General features: G+C 57.0%; 17 protein-coding genes. 10 read left to right on the forward strand and 7 right to left on the reverse strand.

Annotation, left to right across the window (positions count from 1 at the left end; all coding sequences use genetic code 11):
- Positions 1-100: 100 nt before the first annotated feature.
- Both gdhA and ACN0TA_RS05750 read left to right on the forward strand, forming a co-directional pair.
- Complete coding sequence (gene gdhA / locus ACN0TA_RS05745) at positions 101-1,450, forward strand: NADP-specific glutamate dehydrogenase (protein ID WP_417580707.1); 1,350 nt, start codon at positions 101-103, stop codon at positions 1,448-1,450.
- Positions 1,451-1,520: 70 nt separating this feature from the next.
- Positions 1,521-2,792 carry an O-acetylhomoserine aminocarboxypropyltransferase/cysteine synthase family protein gene (locus ACN0TA_RS05750; RefSeq protein WP_417580709.1) on the forward strand — a complete coding sequence of 424 codons (1,272 nt, stop codon included), beginning with the start codon at positions 1,521-1,523 and terminating at the stop codon, positions 2,790-2,792.
- 54 nt (positions 2,793-2,846) lie between these two features.
- Here ACN0TA_RS05750 and ACN0TA_RS05755 read toward each other — a convergent pair whose 3' ends face one another.
- The 3 genes from ACN0TA_RS05755 to ACN0TA_RS05765 all read right to left on the reverse strand — a co-directional run bounded on the left by ACN0TA_RS05755 (position 2,847) and on the right by ACN0TA_RS05765 (position 5,969).
- Positions 2,847-3,557: a carbonic anhydrase gene (locus ACN0TA_RS05755; RefSeq protein WP_417580711.1), complete on the reverse strand. Its 711-nt coding sequence runs from the start codon at positions 3,555-3,557 to the stop codon at positions 2,847-2,849.
- Between the two features lie 208 nt (positions 3,558-3,765).
- Positions 3,766-4,743 (reverse strand): helix-turn-helix domain-containing protein, encoded by a 978-nt coding sequence (locus ACN0TA_RS05760; RefSeq protein ID WP_417580713.1) that lies wholly within the window; start codon positions 4,741-4,743, stop codon positions 3,766-3,768.
- A gap of 524 nt (positions 4,744-5,267) precedes the next feature.
- Positions 5,268-5,969 carry a GntR family transcriptional regulator gene (locus tag ACN0TA_RS05765; protein ID WP_417580715.1) on the reverse strand — a complete coding sequence of 234 codons (702 nt, stop codon included), beginning with the start codon at positions 5,967-5,969 and terminating at the stop codon, positions 5,268-5,270.
- A gap of 79 nt (positions 5,970-6,048) precedes the next feature.
- On the opposite strand from ACN0TA_RS05765, the gene ACN0TA_RS05770 reads away from it, so the two are divergent.
- The 3 genes from ACN0TA_RS05770 to ACN0TA_RS05780 are packed head-to-tail and all read left to right on the forward strand — an operon-like array spanning position 6,049 to position 9,797.
- Positions 6,049-7,059 carry an Ldh family oxidoreductase gene (locus tag ACN0TA_RS05770; RefSeq protein WP_417580717.1) on the forward strand — a complete coding sequence of 337 codons (1,011 nt, stop codon included), beginning with the start codon at positions 6,049-6,051 and terminating at the stop codon, positions 7,057-7,059.
- A gap of 3 nt (positions 7,060-7,062) precedes the next feature.
- Entirely contained in the window at positions 7,063-8,316 is a 1,254-nt protein-coding gene (locus ACN0TA_RS05775) for an iron-containing alcohol dehydrogenase (protein ID WP_417580719.1), read from the forward strand.
- Positions 8,317-8,318: 2 nt separating this feature from the next.
- The gene (locus ACN0TA_RS05780; protein ID WP_417580721.1) at positions 8,319-9,797 is read left to right on the forward strand and encodes an NAD-dependent succinate-semialdehyde dehydrogenase; all 1,479 of its coding nucleotides are present in this window, start codon (positions 8,319-8,321) and stop codon (positions 9,795-9,797) included.
- Between the two features lie 7 nt (positions 9,798-9,804).
- Here ACN0TA_RS05780 and ACN0TA_RS05785 read toward each other — a convergent pair whose 3' ends face one another.
- Positions 9,805-10,539 carry a FadR/GntR family transcriptional regulator gene (locus tag ACN0TA_RS05785; protein ID WP_417580723.1) on the reverse strand — a complete coding sequence of 245 codons (735 nt, stop codon included), beginning with the start codon at positions 10,537-10,539 and terminating at the stop codon, positions 9,805-9,807.
- 136 nt (positions 10,540-10,675) lie between these two features.
- Between ACN0TA_RS05785 and ACN0TA_RS05790 the strand changes: the two genes are divergently transcribed.
- Positions 10,676-11,179: an RpiB/LacA/LacB family sugar-phosphate isomerase gene (locus tag ACN0TA_RS05790; protein ID WP_417580725.1), complete on the forward strand. Its 504-nt coding sequence runs from the start codon at positions 10,676-10,678 to the stop codon at positions 11,177-11,179.
- A gap of 21 nt (positions 11,180-11,200) precedes the next feature.
- Complete coding sequence (locus ACN0TA_RS05795; protein ID WP_417580727.1) at positions 11,201-11,977, forward strand: RraA family protein; 777 nt, start codon at positions 11,201-11,203, stop codon at positions 11,975-11,977.
- Between the two features lie 122 nt (positions 11,978-12,099).
- On the opposite strand, the gene ACN0TA_RS05800 is transcribed toward ACN0TA_RS05795, so the two are convergent.
- Genes ACN0TA_RS05800 through ACN0TA_RS05810 form a run of 3 tightly spaced genes read right to left on the reverse strand, consistent with a single transcriptional unit; the run spans position 12,100 to position 15,883 of the window.
- Positions 12,100-13,857, reverse strand: a complete 1,758-nt coding sequence (locus ACN0TA_RS05800) for a DUF4038 domain-containing protein (RefSeq protein WP_417580729.1) — start codon at positions 13,855-13,857, stop codon at positions 12,100-12,102.
- Between the two features lie 17 nt (positions 13,858-13,874).
- Positions 13,875-14,663 carry an enoyl-CoA hydratase gene (locus ACN0TA_RS05805; protein WP_417580731.1) on the reverse strand — a complete coding sequence of 263 codons (789 nt, stop codon included), beginning with the start codon at positions 14,661-14,663 and terminating at the stop codon, positions 13,875-13,877.
- Positions 14,663-15,883: a CaiB/BaiF CoA transferase family protein gene (locus tag ACN0TA_RS05810; RefSeq protein WP_417580733.1), complete on the reverse strand. Its 1,221-nt coding sequence runs from the start codon at positions 15,881-15,883 to the stop codon at positions 14,663-14,665. The genes ACN0TA_RS05805 and ACN0TA_RS05810 overlap by 1 nt, the downstream gene beginning before the upstream one ends.
- 147 nt (positions 15,884-16,030) lie before the next feature.
- On the opposite strand from ACN0TA_RS05810, the gene ACN0TA_RS05815 reads away from it, so the two are divergent.
- From ACN0TA_RS05815 to ACN0TA_RS05825, 3 genes are all read left to right on the forward strand, one after another.
- Positions 16,031-16,726, forward strand: a complete 696-nt coding sequence (locus tag ACN0TA_RS05815) for a GntR family transcriptional regulator (RefSeq protein ID WP_417580735.1) — start codon at positions 16,031-16,033, stop codon at positions 16,724-16,726.
- Positions 16,727-16,934: 208 nt separating this feature from the next.
- Entirely contained in the window at positions 16,935-17,711 is a 777-nt protein-coding gene (locus ACN0TA_RS05820; RefSeq protein WP_417580737.1) for an RraA family protein, read from the forward strand.
- Between the two features lie 53 nt (positions 17,712-17,764).
- Positions 17,765-18,670, forward strand: a complete 906-nt coding sequence (locus ACN0TA_RS05825) for an amidohydrolase family protein (RefSeq protein WP_417580739.1) — start codon at positions 17,765-17,767, stop codon at positions 18,668-18,670.
- Position 18,671: the final 1 nt, after the last annotated feature.

Raw genomic sequence — 18,671 nt, forward strand, 5'->3', positions numbered from 1 at the left:
CATTGCTATCGCGCCGTTTGCACCGACGTCGCGCGACGGCAATTTGCGCGCAAGAGCAGAAATGCCCTTGCGCCTCATTTCCAAAAGAAGGCTTTTTACTATGAGTGCTGCCGACAACGTTCTCGGCCCTGTTTTTTCGCAGGTCCTTCGCCGCAACCCGGGCGAAATCGAATTTCACCAGGCCGTTCGCGAGGTTCTCGACAGTCTTGGGCGGGTTGTCGCAAAGCACCCTTACTATGCCGATTCAGGGCTCATTGAGCGGCTGTGCGAACCTGAGCGCCAGATCATCTTTCGCGTGCCGTGGGTGGACGATCAGGGCAACGTCCAGATCAATCGGGGCTTCAGAGTACAGTTCAACTCCGCACTTGGACCTTACAAGGGCGGCTTGCGCTTCCATTCCAGCGTCAATCTCGGCATCGTCAAATTTCTCGGGTTTGAACAGGTGTTCAAAAACGCTCTGACCGGTATGCCTATTGGCGGCGGCAAAGGTGGTTCTGATTTCGATCCCAAGGGCCGCTCCGAGCTGGAGATCATGCGGTTCTGTCAGTCCTACATGACCGAACTTTCCCGCCATATCGGTGAATACACCGATGTTCCCGCCGGAGATATCGGCGTTGGTCAGCGTGAAATCGGGTATATGTTTGGCCAATATAAGCGGATGACCAACCGCTATGAATCCGGGGTGCTGACCGGCAAGGGCCTGAATTGGGGCGGTTCACGTGTCCGCCGGGAGGCAACGGGTTATGGCGCAGTCTATTTTGTGGCCGAAATGCTGCGGACCCAGGGCAAGGATCTGGAAGGCCGCAACATTGTGGTTTCGGGCTCCGGCAACGTCGCTATCTACACCATCGAGAAGGTCATGGAGCTTGGCGGAAAGGTCATTGCCTGTTCCGACTCCGGCGGTCATGTCGTTGATGAGGCGGGGATCGATCTGGCGCTTCTGAAGGAGATCAAGGAGAACCGCCGTGGCCGCATTGAAAAATATGCCGAGCGTAAAGGTGCTGGCGTATATTTCAGCCACACTGGCTCGATCTGGCAGGTGCCGTGCGATATTGCAATTCCGGCGGCCACCCAAAACGAGTTGACCGGTCGCGACGCGCGCTCGTTGATTGAAAACGGGGTCATTGCCGTCGCCGAAGGCGCTAATATGCCCTGTACGCCCGAAGCTGTGCGCATGTTTGAAGAGGCTGGGATACTCTTTGGTCCCGGAAAGGCGACAAATGCGGGTGGGGTTGCCACCAGCGCGCTTGAAATGCAGCAGAACGCATCCCGCGATTCATGGACGTTCGAGCAGACCGAGGAGCGGCTGGCCGAAATCATGAAGGATATTCATGATCTTTGCGCGCAAACCGCCGATGAATACGGTCTTCCGGGCAATTATGTCGCTGGCGCCAATATCGGGGGGTTCGTCAGGGTGGCCGATGCGATGTCGGCGCTCGGAGTCATCTGACAATCATCAGGTACTGTGGCATCCAGGAGCACCCGCGCTTGTGGTGCCACACCCGCACGGAGGAGATTCCATGAAGCTCGAAACACTTGCACTTCATCACGGCTACAGCCCTGAACCAACGACGCGTTCGGCAGCGGTGCCGATTTATCAAACCACCTCCTACACGTTCGATGATACCCAGCACGGTGCTGATCTGTTCGATCTCAAGGTCGAAGGGAACATCTACACACGCATCATGAATCCGACCTCGGCTGTGCTTGAACAGCGTGTGGCGGCACTTGAGGGCGGAATCGGCGCGCTTGCGGTCGCTTCAGGCATGGCAGCAATCACCTACGCAATTCAGGCGATTGCTGGCGTCGGCGACAATGTCGTGTCAGTCAGCCAACTGTATGGCGGCACCTACAATCTGTTCATGCATGCCCTGCCAAGGCAGGGGGTCGAAGTTCGGATGGGCGCTGGGGACGACCTCGATGCGTTCGATGCTCTGATCGATGAGAACACAAAGGCGGTGTTTTGTGAATCGATCGGCAATCCAGCCGGCAATGTCGTCGACATCGAAAAGCTCGCCCAGATTGCACATCGCCACGGTGTACCACTTATCGTCGACAATACGGTCGCAACGCCATTTCTTTGCCGGCCGTTTGATTTCGGTGCCGATATCATCGTGCATTCGCTCACCAAGTACATTGGGGGGCACGGCAATGCGATTGGCGGCATGATCGTGGATTCGGGAAAATTCGATTGGGTGGCAAACAAAAAGCGTTTCGCGATCCTGAACCAGCCCGATCCCTCTTATCACAGCGTGGTCTATACAGAAGTGCTTGGTGCCGCAGCCTATATCGGTCGCTGCCGCGTCGCGCCACTGCGCAACACCGGAGCTGCGCTATCCCCACACAGCGCATTTCTGATCCTCATGGGGCTTGAAACGCTTGGGTTGCGCATGGAGCGCCACTGCGAGAACGCCCTTAAGTTTGCCCAGTACCTTCAGGATCACCCCAAGGTCAAATGGGTAAATTACGCTGCCCTCGAGACTAGCCGCTACAAACCTGTTTGCGACCGGATCACCGGCGGCAGGGCTTCCGGCATCGTCAGCTTTGGTGTTCAAGGTGGACGCGAAGCCGGCGGGAAATTCATCGATGCGCTCAAGATGATCTATCGTCTGGTCAACATCGGTGACGCCAAAACGCTTGCCTGCCACCCCGCGACCACCACGCACCGACAACTCGACGCCGATGAGTTGGCAAGGGCTGGCGTGTCCGAAGATCTGGTTCGTATTTCAGTGGGTATTGAAAACATTGCTGACATCATTGCCGATGTCGATCAGGCGCTGGCTACGCTGTAATAGGGCAGGGTGGGGTTCTCTTTGCAGCTTGCGCAACTGAGAACCCCGCCCCGGTCAAAGAAGCGTAACCTTGCCTGTAGCAATGTCATAGATGCCGGCCGCTGAATTGAGCATACCATTGGCATGGGCTTCAGACAGGATCGGGCCTTCGTTCAAGGCTCGTTCCGCATTGAGCTTGGCATTTTGTGCAGTTGCTGCAGCCATGAGATCACTGGGCGCGCTGTCCAGGACGTCGTAGACGGCCGGGCGGATTGCATTGACAAGACTGGGTAGGTGGCCGCCAGGCAATTCGTTATCGGAGATCGACTGGATTGTGGCTTCAACCGCGCCGCATGCAGTGTGTCCGAGGACAACGATTGTCTTGATGCCAAGTACTGCAACGCCATACTCCAGCGTTGCCAGACCTTCTTCGCTGATGAAATTTCCAGCCACGCGCACCACGAAGAGCTCACCCGGCCCTTGATCGAAGATCAGTTCGGGCGCAACGCGGGAATCCGAGCAACTCACGATAGCTGCAAATGGCTGCTGACCCTCGGCCCGGCTCGCCCGCGTAACCGAATGGTCGGTATTGATTGCGGCATTGGCGACATAACGCGCATTGCCTTCAATCAGCCGCTGCAGTGCCTCATCGGGCGAGGCTGGAGCTGGGTTCGCCTCCTCTTGCGCGAGGGCCTGGCCGGCCAACGGAACTGCCAGCGATAGCGCCAGCCCTCCGGTAATCAGTCCCCGTCGGCTGACTGTCCCGTTATTGCAATCCTTGCACATGATTGTTGTCCTCAATTGTGCTCTTATAAAACGCTAAATTATTGATGTTGAAGAATGAAATCGCGCGGCCGAAGGACGGAAGCGGGTTGGATTAATCTCTGCAGCACGCTGCACATAGAGATCTTCCATGATTTCGAAATGCTAACGCTAGGGCTGCAGGATCGTGGCGGCTATCCGAAATCCGCAAAAACGATCTGTTCTTTGGCAGCTAGGCGGATCTGGCTAAAGTTGTCGCCGGGCTTTCCTCAAACAACCGCTTGTAGTCGCCAGCGAAGCGGCTCAAATGAAGAAATCCAAATTGCATGGCCACTTGCGTCACTGAGATATCTTTGGCGCACTTTTCGAGCAGGGTGGCCCTGACCCGGTTCAAACGGCACAGTCGCAGATAGGTTTGTGGCGACATGCCGGCATACTCTTGGAAGGCGTACACGAGTGTGCGCTGCGAAACTGCCAGTGAGGCGCAGATATCAACTATGGTCGGCAGGTTATGTGCCGCCATGCACTCAGCTACGTGCTCTCGCGCCCTTCTGCAGAGGCGGTAGGCACGCGACTTCGAAGCCGTCGTCAGTGTCGTCTGAGTATCCTGCGAGACGGCTGTCGTCATACTCAGCACAGACTGCAATATGACGGACTCCAAAACGCCGGAGTTCAGAAAATCGCCTCGCACTTGAACAGCTTGGGACGCTGCGAGCCAGTATGCGAGGCATGCTCTCAATTCAGAAAGCTGGGAGGCTCGAAGCAGCATTATCTGCGCGGTTGGCTGATCCCATACCCTGGGATTCAGTGTCCGCGCGGCGCCGATGAACTGAGCTTGTGAAAAACTGATATAGGTTGTCTGAGCACCTGCGGGCACATGAATATCGAATTCGGTACGCTCGGGCATGAAGAAGATTGAGTCATTTACGCTGCCCGCGTGGTCGGAAAACCGAAAGGCCGGGTCCGATGTACAATAGGAAATTGTGCAAAGATCGGCAGGGGTTGCGCCCAATTTTTGGACGGTTGAGCATTGGCGCTCCCGCACAACCTGCAAATGGCCCAGATCAAGGCAGTCAATCTGTGCCAAACGCTTGCCGGTGCTGAGCTGAAAACACTCCATCGAAATCCACGGCTGCATCGCCGCCTGACCCGAAGCGTTCTCTACCACCGCCGAGCGCAACCCAGCGTGTTCGGTCGGTGTTTCAGGCACGCCGCTATGTGCGCGTTTTTTGAAAGGGCCACTTGTTTGATGTCTGCCCAACATAAATGCCCCCACAATCCCGACGCTATTCTAGCCCAACACCAGTTGCGATGCGATAGTGTCAGCGCGCTAGGTGCCTCATGCGCCAAAAAGGCGTGCAAGGTTTTTTGAAGGATCAAACCGCCAATCTGAAAACGCCGCATCGTCACTCAGCCAGTATGACCAAGTGATCTGGCTCGGATTTGCGCCGGTCGACCCATTTTGTTGAGCTGCGCCGACGAGATTGCGGCCACTCTGGCGGAACGCTGAGGTTCTTAGACGCCGACCGATTGACTGACAGCCAAGCCCGTGCAGCCAGCTTAGGCCGTCGATTGATCGGTATTCGATGCAGCGAACGATGTTGTCGTTGCCCATTGCAGGCCTTTTTCAAACGCCGGTCGGTTTTCAGCCCCTGAAACACACAAGCGCCGACCAAGAAAGTGCTTCAGATGGCTTGTGGCAGGTCCCGCCGCCAACGCTAGACGGATCCGAAATCAGAAATTGGTATTGACTAGGGGCTGCGCCAGTTTCGCGTTTTCACCGGCAAATCTGCTGCGCGAGCAGAGAATGTGATGAAGCATTGCCTCTTCGGCCGCCTTTGCGTTGCCGGCGACAATGGCCTCGAGAAGTGTGCCATGTTCGAGCCGCGCTTCTGAGATAACAGCGGGCGGTTGAGAAAGCCGGAACAGGTGGACATGAACATGCTGGGCCGCCAAGGCGTCGGCAATTACGTCATTGCCGCTCATTCTGGCAATTGCACTGTGAAAAGACTCATCGAGTCTGGAGAACCGGGCATAACTTTCGGGCCTGTCAGAAGCGCCCTCCGCTTCCATGGCGTCTGCGATTGAAATCAGTGCAGTCCGACCTTCGATGTCGATCCGCTCTGCCGCAAGTGACGCCAAGCGTGGTTCGGTAAGCTGGCGCAGTTCATATATCTGGTCAAGTTGGTCTCGCCCCATTGGCTCGGCCACGCGATAGCCCACAAGATGAACTTTTACGACCAAACCTTGTGCTTCGAGGCGCGTTAACGCCTCGCGGATTGGAGTTTGTGAGACGTCGAGCGTACGAGCCAACCCGTCCACCGACAGTCGCGCGCCTGGCGCCAAGCCGTCCGCCATCAGGTGATCGTACAGGCGCAAATAGACTTCTTCGGCCAATGCGCCAGGGCGCTTTATCCCGCCAGTTAGCATGGTCATTCAGCTTGAACCTCACCTTGACAGTCGATTGAGCTTAGCACCAATATGAGCCTATATCAAATATCCTATAGGATCTCCCGTGCCTGTTCTGAGAGAAGAAGTTCTACGTCGGACGAGTTTAGGCATTCTCCAGCATGCTGGCGTCCCATTGGAACATGCCCGATTACAGACAGACCTTTTGCTTGAAGCGGAATTGCGGGGTGTCTCTTCGCACGGGCTGTTGCGGCTCCGACGCGTTATCGAGCGCATTGGCAACGGTGTTGCTGATCCTGTCACTGTGGGAAGTCACCACTGGCGGCGCGACTCCTTTCTCGCGGTGGATGGCAAGATGGGATTGGGGCCGGTGGTGGCTGAGGCTGCTCTGGCGCGCATATCAGAACGCGCGCGCCAGACCGGCATCGCTGTGGCGACTGTGAATAATTCAAATCATATCGGGATGTTGGGCTTTTACGCCGAACGGATAGCAAAGGGCGGCCAGACAGCACTGGCATTCTCGACAAGTGAAGCTGTCGTGCATCCTTGGGGTGGCCGCAAGGCTCTGTTGGGTACCAATCCTGTTGCTATCGGAATGCCGACTGAAGGTGATCCCTTTGTCATGGATACCGCCACAAGCATCGTTTCCATGGGCGAGGTGCATGACCATGTGAACCGTGGCGCGCCACTGCCGGCAGGCTGGGCGCTTGATGCACACGGAGAGGCGACAACGAACGCGCAAGCTGCCAGGTCGGGGGCGCTTGCGCCGTTTGGTGGAGCGAAAGGTTATGCTCTCGGGCTTGCTTTCGGACTGCTTGTTTCCAGCCTGGCGGGGGCCGCACTGGGGCGCGATGTGCGCGGGACGCTGGACTCAAACGCGATCTGCAACAAGGGCGACCTGTTTATCGTCATCGACGGCCCCAACGCCATGCTTGCCGATTATCTCGAACAACTGCGCGATGCCGAGCCTGCGGCTGGCTTTGAAAAAGTTCTCATACCGGGTGAACGTGGCAGGTCTCAGCGTGCTGATCAACTTCGCAACGGCGTGTCCTTGACCGATAGCGTATGGGCCGATTTGCAGCACATGGCGGACGACGCCGGAATTATGAAAGGGTAGGACATGGATGGAGAGTTTGGCGTCGTGAGGACTCCGCGCAATATTGTGTTCGGTGCCGGCCAGCGCGCCGCATTGCCAGCTTACGCCATGGCTATGGGCGAGAAAGCGCTGATCGTTACAGATGACAGGATGTCTGGGGACATGGCATTCGGGCATTTGCACGATGGCCTCAGCAAGGCGGGCGTGTCTGTATCGGTTTTCAGCGGTACGTTGCCTGAGCTGCCGGCTGATTGTATCGCTGCTGGGGTTGCGCAAGGCCGGGCATTTAATGCCGATCTTGTTATCGGTATCGGCGGCGGTAGCTGCATGGATGCCGCCAAGATCATTGCTTTGCTGCTGGCCCATGGCGGTGAAATCTCTGATTACTACGGCGAGTTCAAGGTGCCTGGGCCTGTGTTGCCACTGATCGCGTTGCCAACCACGGCTGGTACCGGTTCGGAAGTAACGCCGGTCGCGGTGGTTTCGGACAAGGGCAGGGCGGTCAAAGTCGGGATTGCCAGTCCGCACCTTATTCCGCACACCGCCATTTGTGACCCTGAACTGACCTATGGCTGCCCACCTGCCTTGACCGCCGTTTCCGGCGCAGATGCGCTCACCCATTCCATCGAGGCATTCACTACACGGCGTCAGATGCCTAGCCCAACAATTGCTCATCAGCATGTGTTTTTGGGCAAGAACGCCATGAGCGACCTATATGCGCTAAAAGCCATCCGGCTGATTGGTCGCAGCCTTGGTAGGGCGGTGCGAAACGGCGATGATCGTGAAGCACGCGCCGATATGATGCTGGGCGCAACGCTGGCGGGTCTTGCTTTTGGCACGGCGGGTACGGCGGCCGCCCACGCGATCCAATATCCCGTAGGCGCGCTCACCAATACAGCACACGGCTTGGGCGTGGCGGCGATGATGCCGTACGTCATGGAATTCAACTTACCCGTGAGCATTGCTGCGATGGCCGAAATCGCGACAGAAATGGGGTTGCCGATTGATGGTATTGACCAGGCGCAACGCGCAACGGTAGCCGTTGATGGCGTTGCTGCGCTATTCGCTGAGATTGGCATCCCATCCGACATCAAGGCGCTAGGAATGACCGAAGACAAGCTGGCTTGGACCGCCGAGCAGGCCCTTTCGGCAGCGCGCCTGGTCAAAAACAATCCGCGACCGCTCGATATTCAGTCCATGTCGATGCTCGTCGTCGCAGCGTTTAACGGAGACCGCAAAACCTTGCGGAACGCCCATCCCCAAAAAGAGGTGATCTGAAAATGTCAGTGGATGCGCAAATTCGGGCCCAATTAAGCTTTGATCCTGACAGTGTTCCCACCGAGCTTTTCGTTGGTGGAAAATGGCAACCCGGCAACGGTGGCGACAGTATTGATGTGTTTGATCCAGCATCCGGCCAGGTAATTTCTCAGGTGGCCAACGCCAGTCCTGACGATGCCTTATCGGCTGTTGCTGCGGCACACGAGGCCCTGCCCGGTTGGGCCGCCACAGCGCCAAGGCAGCGCAGTGAAATTCTTCGACGCTGTTTCGAGCTCATGATCGAGCGCAAGCAGATGCTTGCCGAACTCATCTCGCTCGAAAATGGCAAGGCTCTCGACGATGCCCAGGGTGAAGTTGCCTACGCAGCAGAATTTTTCCGGTGGTTCTCGGAGGAAGCAGTACGGCTCAACGGCGATGTTTCAGTGGCGCCGAGCGGAACAAATCGGATTCTAGTCCAACATCAACCTATCGGTGTCGCAGTGTTGGTTACGCCATGGAATTTTCCTGCGGCAATGGCGACGCGCAAAATTGCACCCGCTTTAGCTGCGGGATGTACGTGCGTGCTGAAGCCGGCTACAGAAACGCCGCTCACGGCCCTCGCGCTGGCCGAAATCTATAAAGAGGCAGGCGTGCCCGACGGGGTGGTCAACGTCATAACCACAGCAAAGGCAGGTGCGACGGTCAGCGCCATGCTCCACGACCCGCGTGTCCGCAAACTGTCGTTTACCGGGTCGACCGAAGTTGGACGCCGCCTCTTGCGTGAAGCTTCCGATACGATCATTTCATGTTCGATGGAACTTGGCGGCAATGCGCCGTTCATCGTTTTTGACGATGCGGACCTGCAAAGTGCTCTGGACGGCGCCATGGTCGCCAAGATGCGCAATGGCGGCGAGGCCTGTACTGCGGCCAACCGCTTTTATGTGCAGGAGGGAATTGCCGAAGCCTTTTCAGCTGGCCTCGTCAAACGCATGCAAGATCTCAAGGTCGGTCCGGGCTACGACCCGTCGACCCAGTGTGGCCCGCTCATCAACAAAGACGCCGTTGACCGCATATCGTCATGGATCGACGAGGCGGTCGAGGGTGGGGCCAAAATACTGGCAAGCGGCGGCATTGGGGGCGGAGAAGGTTTTTTTCAGCCACCCACCGTTATCTCGAACGTCCCGGCCGACGCAAAGCTTATGCATGAGGAAATCTTTGGGCCAGTGGCGCCCATTTCGACATTCAAGACCGAGGACGAAGCCATCGCTCTCGCCAACGATACCGAATATGGCTTGATCGCTTATGTATTCACCAGCGATCTGGCACGTGGTTTGCGGGTATCCGAAAAGATCGATAGTGGCATGGTTGGTCTAAATCGCGGTCTCGCATCGGATCCGGCCGCGCCCTTTGGCGGAACCAAGCAAAGTGGGTTGGGTCGCGAAGGCGCACACCACGGCATTCTTGAATTCTGTGAGACCAAGTATATTGCGGTAGATTGGTAGGCGCACCTTAGGGGCGGCCGCCCTCGGCAGCGGCTCGCCGCTGATACTCGGAGCCGATCTCGAAATGCTGCATCAACAATCTGTCAGCGACGTCAGCATCCCTAGCCACCACTGCGTCGAGCAGCTGGCGATGGTGTTCGATGAGATAAGCATCGATGCCGTCCATACTGGTAATGCGCGCGCGACGTTCGAAGTGCGATCGTTGGAGCAATACGGCGATCGCTGCATGAAGGCTCGCAAGCGTCGGCGCATGTGCTGCCGCGATCAGCGCGGCATGAAATGCGAAGTCAGCGTCGCCGCCATTTTCCGGGTCGTCGACAGTATCTTCAACCCGCTGCAGCGCTAGCCTGAGTGCCTGGAGATCGGCAGGTGTGGCGCGCGAGCACGCCAGCCGAATGGCTTGGCGTTCGATGGCGATGCGCGCCTCCATTACATCCTCGACGACTTCCGCTTGTTGGACGAGCATCATTGTGAAGAGATCGCCAAGCTCAGCAAATCCGGGGCGCCGCACCATACTGCCTGATCCATGACGGATTTCGATTACGCCAATGGCTGCTAGCCCCCGCAGCACTTCGCGAATGACTGGTCGGCTGACGCCGAGACGAGTTGCCAGTTCCCTCTCAGGTAACAAGCGGTCGCCAACCTTGAGTTCGCCGGACAGCAGCTGTTCGCGCACAAAAGCAAAGACTTTTTCATAGCCTTTCGCTTCAGACTTGTCCGCTCGGATCAGCCCTGCCTTCATAAGATACCCCAAAATTTCCACACCGGAATGGCCGTTGTCGCCTGCACTGTCAAGCCACAGAGAGGGGCCGTCAATTCACGCTTGTTAAATTGGTAATACCACGGTATGAACACTTGGACAAAGAGGAGGAGTGCAAGTGGGCGAAACCCTTTCAGCGGCCGGCCCGGCCATACCGCATCGCAATGCCATCGGTCTTGCTTCCGATCACGCGGGCTTTCCGATGAAAGCGTTTATGCGCGCGTTACTTGCCCAGCATTGCGATGAGGTTATCACCCTCGGCGCAACGTCCGAGGAGCCCGTCGACTTTCCCGACGTGACACGGACTGCCATCGATCTGATCCTGACGGGTAGGGTCGAGCGCGTGGTGCTGGTATGTGGCACTGGAGCAGGGGCCTGCATTGCCGCCAACAAAATTGCAGGTATCCGCGCGGCCGTGGCTCACGACACCTATGTGGCGCGCCAGTGTGTTGAGCACGATGACGTCAATGTTCTGTGTATTGGCGCCTGGATCGTTGGGCCGCAAATCGCAGCCGATGTGACGCGTGCGTTCCTCGCCGCCGAATTCAGCACTGAACCGCAATTCCGCCGCCGTGTCGAAAAACTGGCTCAGATGGACCACGAACGCGGTTCGAATTCGTAGCGCAACAGAAAGGAGGGTCTTATGGACGCCAAAAAGCGCAAGGAAGTGTTAGATACCGTAGCCAAACTCCGGGTGACCGATATCCGGGATGGCATGGACTGGGTAGGGCTACACCACGTGGGAACGGTCGACCCCGAGATCCGGCCATTATACCGCACAAAAGCGGCCGGTTTCGCGCAGACCTACAAGCACATTCCAACCCAAATTCGTGTGCCGGAGCTTTCGCCGGAAGATTACACGAAATGGGCATACGAGTATTGGTATGGCCAGCTCTGGAACATGGGCGATTTCCGCGAACAGGTCGGCGAGGGTGACTTTCTCGTTATTGATACGCTAGGGCAAATGACGCCAGCAATCGGATCCATGGATTCGATGGTTTGGGCCGCGCGCGGTGTAAAGGGCGTGCTAACCAATGGCGGGGCTCGTGACACCGACGAACAGCTCTATCAGAAAGCGATGCCGTGCTGGCATCGCTGGGTGGTTCAGCCCATGTATCAGGGCAGGGTTGAATTCGGCGAGCCCAATTCCATTGTCGAAATCGGTGGTGCGACTGTCAGGCCTGGTGACTTGGTGGTGGCCGACGGCGACGGGGCCATTGTCGTACCGCAGGATGTGATTGATGATGTTCTCTACTATGCCAAGCAGGAATCCGAGAACGACCGGTACGACCGTGGCATGCTGTTCGAAGCGCTTGGCATCGCACCAGACGAATCGACCCAACCAATGTTTCCCGATATGCCCCCACATCCGTACAAAAAGAGTCGGGAAGACTTCATGAAGCGTTTCGCCAACAAATAGTGGTCAATCGTTCAATCTTTAGAGGCGCCTTCGGGCGCCACTTTTCGGGTTGGCATAAAAAAGTAGAGTGCCGAGCCCCTAAAGGTTCGGCACTCTTTTCCCTTGGGAGGAAAGGGAATGGCCTAGATGCGTTCGAGCATCATGCCCCAGTCACCGGCGTCAGGCCGTTCGGGAAGCGGCAATACTGAACTGAATGGAACTGAAATGGCATCGCCCGGTTCGCTCCACAGGCCGCTGCGCGGATCGAAAAAGCGCGGGCGATAACGATCGCCGGCGGTGACGCCGCGAAGCTTGGCTTCCATCGGAGCATCGGCCTCAAAATAAAGCATGAACCACGAACGGTCGGCTGTCCGAGCGCAATAATTCCAGCCCTTGAATGAAAATTCTCGCCCAGTCTTATTCGGCACCACGAGTTCCGCGTCAGGCTCAAGCTCGAGATAGCGCTGTCCTTGTACCAATGCAAAGCTCTTGATGTGCTGGACTTCTGCCCCCGACTTCCAGCCAAAGCTATCCCACATCTTATAAAGAGCTTCAGGCTCGATATCGGATTGCCAGATACCCTCGGCACCGTAAATGAAGCCCGCAAGGCCGCCCGACAGGAAACTGCCATAAAGGCCTGACCGCACATAAATGCGATCGTCTTCGCTGTCGGGCGGTACGCGCAATGGGTAGGGCTCACCAAGCTGATGCAAGCCTGCATAATAGGGTTCACCGTTAATGGCGGGCTTGCGTTCGGCTTGAAAGATCTCCGTCAGATACCAATAGGTGTAATGCTCCCGCACATTGCCCGATTGGTGCAGATCCACCCAGCTGTCCGGCCCGAAATTGACGAGCGTGGACGGGTTCGGGTTTGCGGTAAGCAAGCTTCCAAAAGGTGGTTTTCCATACCGTTCGACGGCCAAATTGATGGGCACATTGTAGTCTGCGGCAGGAATCGTTTGCTCGAAATAGTCGTAGTGAATTGGGCTTAGCAGGGCGATGTGGGCCCCATAGCGGGCGATCATGTATTGCACGTAACGCGCATAGGATGCGGGCCAGTCGTGGAATTTCTGCCAGCACTGACCTGCATCGCGACGTGAGAATTCGATAAAGGGTACTATGCCTTGATCATTGAGATAATCGATCTTGTGGTCCAGCGCCCTGAAGTAGTCCGGATTTATGCGGTCCATATCGGGGAAGATGTCTTCGAAATCGGGCACTTTTCCCGGAAATGCGAAGGGGCGCCCGCCCTCGTTGTGCATATCCTTGGCGGATTGCGTGCCAGGCTGCTTCCAGGCGGCTCGGACCCAAGTGCCATCTTCCATCTGCAAACTGTTGGGGGCACCGTCATTCGCCCAGGCCGGTTGGGCAGCGATCAAGCCGACACAATTGAACCCCTGAGCTTTACGTACAGCGATATAATCATTGAGCGTTGCATCGGCGCCAAGTGGGCCAGTGCGCCCGTCGCCGTCACCTAGGGGAAAGCGGTAGCTGGGTAAGGACCACCAGGTGTCGCCGATCAGAAAATATGGAGTTCCGTCCGCATATTGGAGGCCGCGCCCATCGGGTGTTACGCCGATCATTCCGCGTCGGTTGGGATTGTCGTTAAGCGCTGCTTCGCTCCAGCTCTCCGCCTCAAAACTGCCGGTTCGCCCCGAAAGTCCTGTATCGTTAGGAGCGCTGCCACTGGTCCAGCGCCATTCGCCCGGTGCGGTGGCCAAGACGCGCACAATCCATTTATCGCCGCCATCCCAGAAGCCATAGACGCGGCGCGAAAATCCCGGCCCCTCAAGGTCCACCCACACGAGAACATCAGCATAGGCGTTCTCGAACGTTTTGGTCGCGGTGAATACGAGGTCAAGCTTTGTCCAGACCTTTATCGTGCTGTGTGCACTGCTCACGATATCCTCCAATGGGCTCAGCGCCCCTGCCATTCCGGCTTAGTCTTGTTGACGAATGCTTCGACGCCTCTTTTGAAATCTTCGCTGCCATAGGTCAGCGAAATCAGGTCGTCAGCCGGGTCGATATCGCGTGAAAGTATGCGTCCCATTGCTGCCTTGCTCACGCGCAGTGTTATCGGTGCATTTTCCAATAGCCGCGTGACGACTTCATCGGCGACGGCATCAATGGTCTCGGGCTCTGCCAGTCGTGCAAGAAAGCCGCAACTATAGGCTTCCTCAGCCTCGATGAACTCTGCGAGCAGCATCATTCTCTTGGCGCGCGCTTCGCCGAACCCGCCAAGTACGCGCGCGTAGGTTTGCATCGACACGCAATTGCCAATCGTGCGGGCAATGGGGCTGCCAAACTTTGCCTTTCGGCTTGCCACGCGAATATCGCAGCATGCAGCGATGTTGAGCCCGCCACCCGCTGCCCAGCCGTCGATGACTGCTACAGTGGGAACGGGAACGGCCAAAAGTCGCTGGAAATAGCCATTCATCTTGGCTTCGTAGGCGATGCCGTCCTGCCCACCTTTAAATTCGCGGAATTGGGAAATGTCCGATCCGGCAACGAATGCCTTCCCGCCTAGCCCGCGCAGGGTCACTGCCCGCAAATCGGGATCTGCGCTAACGTCAGCCAAAACTGTGTCCAGTTCCTCCCACATTTCCCATGTGAAAGCATTGTGCGCGGCGGGACGGTCAAAACGTATATGGGCGACAGGGCCTTTGCGCGCCAGTCGGACGCGGCCGCGTTGATTATCTTCGCTCATCACGAAACTGCCCCCGAATTGGTCTCGTTTAGTCCCAGCTCTGCAAGAATTTCTTCATTGTGCTGACCCAGTAGTGGGGGAGGTCGCCTGACACTGGCAGGAGTGTCGGACAGCTTGGCAGGAAAACCCAGTGCCTTGAATCTTCCCTCAATGGGGTGGTCGATCTCGATGACCGCTTGGCGATGGCGCACATGCTCATTATCGAGAGCGGCGCTATAATCGTTGATTGGTCCTGCCGGCACACCTGCCGCTAAAAACATGTCCACCCATTCTTCAGCGCTTCGTGTTCTGAATGTTGGGCGCAATTCCTCGGCCAGTTCGCTGCGCAGTTTCACGCGGTCAACCGCGCCAGCGTAGCGGGGGTCGTCTTTGAGTTCAGGGCGACCGATTACATCGCAAAAGATCAGCCAGAGCTTTTGGTTTGCTGCGCCAACCACGAAGTTGCCATCCGAAGCCGCAAATGCCTGATAGGGCGCACTCATGCGATTGGCGGTGCCCAAGGGGCCCGGCGAAATGCCGGTGGCCCAGTATTCAGTGCTTTCCCAAACAGATAGAGACAACGCCGCGTCCAACAGCGAACTGTCCACATATTGCCCACGCCCTGTACGTTCCCGGCCTATCACTGCGGACAATATGCCATAGCAGGCAAACATACCGGCGCCGAGATCGCCTACCGGTATGCCCGATTTAACAGGTTCCGCGCCAGGGATGCCCGTGGCGCTGATGACTCCGCCCATCGCTTGCGCAATGAGATCGAAGCCGGGTCGTTGAGACCATGGGCCCGTCTGCCCGAAGCCGGAAATACTGGCGTAGATCAAACGCGGATTGATCTTCGAGAGCGTATCATAGTCGGCGCCAAGCCTTTTGGCGACGCCAGGGCGACTGTTCTCGACCAGAATGTCGGCGGTTTCGACTAATTTATAGAGGATGCGACGGCCTTCCTCGCTCTTAAGGTCGAGGGTGATGCTGCGCTTGTTGCGGTTGAGCGCCAGAAACCCCGGACTGTCTTCGCCTTTCATCCGGAAGCCCATTGACTTGCGCGTCTGGTCACCCACGCCCGGAGGTTCGACCTTGATGACGTCAGCACCCATGTCACCGAGCAGCATGCAACAAAATGGGCCAGCCATGACTTGGCTTAGATCCAGAACGCGCAGTCCGGAAAGCGGCGGCATCTTTGCTGAAGCATCGGTTGAATGGCCCGGTCCGGCGCCTTGTGACATGAATTCCTCCCTTGGATCGGCATGGCAGAACCGCTCGTCAGTTTCGACCGCACCTTCTAATCTTGCATACAAGACTGGGATCTGAGGGAAATCAAGGGGTCAATTGCCCGTTCTTGCTTTTTTTACGCAGAGGGCATACCAGCAAGCATGGACAAGAAAGCCGAGATTGCTGAATTTGCTGACAATGCCGCAACGCATGGCGGACGGCGGAAGGGGCAACTGCATACAGAAGCTGCTGGTCGGCTGCGCGACATGATACTTTCAGGGGAGCTGCCGCCGGGGTCTCGCCTGCGTGAGTTACAGCTTTGCGAGCAGCTCGGCGTTTCGCGCACGCCGGTTCGCGAAGCCTTGCGGACATTGGCCGCGGAGGGGCTGGTCGACCTATTGCCCAATCGAAGCGTGGTTGTTTCGCAATTGCATGCTCCTGATCTGGAGCACTTGTTTGTGGTGTTTGGCGCGGTCGAAGGGCTTGCTGCCGAGCTGGCTTGTCAGCGCATTACAGAGGATGAAATCGCTGAAATTGGGCGACTTTTATCCGAAATGGTCGATTACCATGCGCGAAAGGAACGTGCGCCCTATATGCGGATCAACCAGCAGATTCATCGGCGTACTGTGGAAATCGCCGCCAATCCTGTCCTGTTTTCGGTATGGCAGTCCCTTGTGCCTCGGGTTGAACGGGCAAGGGCGCTCGCCAATCTCGATACGGGCCGTTGGACTGGGGCGCTGTTCGAGCATACCAAGATGTTTACCGTTCTGGCTGCGCGTGACGGCAAGCAGCTCGCCCAGCTGACGCGCGAGCACTTTCTGAACAGTCTTCCCTTCCTCGAAGTGTCCTCCGAATAGCATCGGCTTAAGATTTCGGAGCATTGCCGGCGCCATGCGACTGCGTGCTGCTGCGTATGCGCAGACGTGTTTTCCTGGATTCAAAATTGTGAAAACAGGCGTTGACTCGATTAACTCTTGCATACAAGATTGAGCATGGACGGGGAGGAGCCCTGCCAGATCATTCTATATTTTGTGCAGCGCAAAGGTGCGCCAGCAAGGATTTGCTATGTCGAGCTATCAGCCCAAGGATTCTAAAGGTAACGTTGTGGATCCCTATCATATCCGCAAGTATTTCGAGCCGCTTCGCGTGGTAGACGTTGCCGACGCCATGGATGGTATGGGCTATTTCAATATTGGGCTAGTGTCGCAGGAAATCCGACCATTGTGGTTGGGCATGAAGTTCTGGGGGCCGGCCGTCACTCAGCGGTGCGTGCCTGCCAACAAGCCAATGTGGCAATTGAACACCACAGAGGAGATCGTTGGTGCACATGGTATCTGGTTTGACCGCCATGGCCACAATGGTCGCGGTCTGAACGATTTGGTTCAGCCTGGCAGCGTGGTGGTGAACGACGTCGGAAGCTCCGGTGAAGTCGGTTATTTCGGGTCGGAAAATGTGCTGGCGCTACAGGCGCACGGTGCCGTCGGTATTGTTACAAACGGCCATTGCCGCGACACCGGCGAAGTTACCATGCAGAAAACGCCGATGGTCTGTCGTGAACGGGGCCGGACCATTATTCCGGGTCGGATTGAGGTCGTCGAGCTCAATTCAGTTGTCGGAATCGGCGGTGCTCAAGTTCGTCCGGGCGACATCGTGGGCTGTGACGATGACGGGTTGATCGTGGTTCCCATCGAGATCGCCAAAGAGGTCGCCCTGCATGCCAAGGCTGTCTTGCTCACGGACATGAAAGCGCGGCGCCAGCGCTACGATGCGCTTGGTCGCGAGTACGACGAGAGCGTTGATACCGACGCGATCGAGCGTCTGTACGCAGAACTTGGTGCCTGAAATTTAAAAGCCGAGGGGTCGTTCGGTCGCTCGGCTCCCTGGGGAGATATGCCATGCGGATTATCGACGCACACCAGCACTTCTGGGACCTGGAGGCCAACTATCTACCATGGCTCACCGACAAGCCGGTGAACTTCCGATATGGAAACTATGATGCGCTCAAGCGCAACTACCTGCCGAGCGATTATCGGGAAGATGCCGGCAATTATGCGTTGGTGGGCAGTGTGTTCATCGAAGCCGAATGGAATCCGGCCGATCCTTCAGGCGAGGTTGCTTGGGTCGAGGCTTTACGCGCTAAAGAGGCGCTTCCCAGCGTGATGGTCGCCCAGGCTTGGCTTGATCGGGACGATGTCGAGCAAGTGCTCGCAGCACATGGGCAAAAGCCATTCGTGCGCGGGGTGAGGCACAAGCCCAAGGCAGCAGCGAGGCCGGACAATGTGGTGATCGGTGGGCCTGGTTCCATGGGCGATCCAGCATTTCGTCGCGGTTTTGGAATGTTGCAGCCAAATGGCCTGAGTTTTGATCTTCAGACCCCGTGGTGGCACCTTGCCGAGGCTGCAGATTTGGCCGAAGCCTTCCCTGAAACTCAGATAATTATCAACCACACCGGTTTGCCTTCTGATCGCAGCGATGCAGGGCTGCATGGGTGGCGGATGGCAATGCGGCGTGCTGCGCAATGTCCCAACATAGCAGTAAAGATTTCAGGATTGGGACAAAAGGGTGAGCCGTGGACCGTCGATGCAAACGGCCCGATTGTTCGCGAAACTATCGAGATTTTTGGCTCTGATCGGGCAATGTTTGCGTCCAACTTCCCGGTGGATAGCCTAGTCGCAGGGTTCTCGACCATTTTCGAGGGTTTCCGGCAGTGCGTCCAAGATTTGCCTGTCGCGGATCAGGGGGCCTTGTTTTGCGACAACGCCGCTCGTCTATATCGCATAGATTTGCCTGAAGGGAACTGAG

Origin of the sequence: Pelagibacterium sp., from assembly GCF_048264985.1 — a bacterium.
GTDB lineage: Bacteria > Pseudomonadota > Alphaproteobacteria > Rhizobiales > Devosiaceae > Pelagibacterium.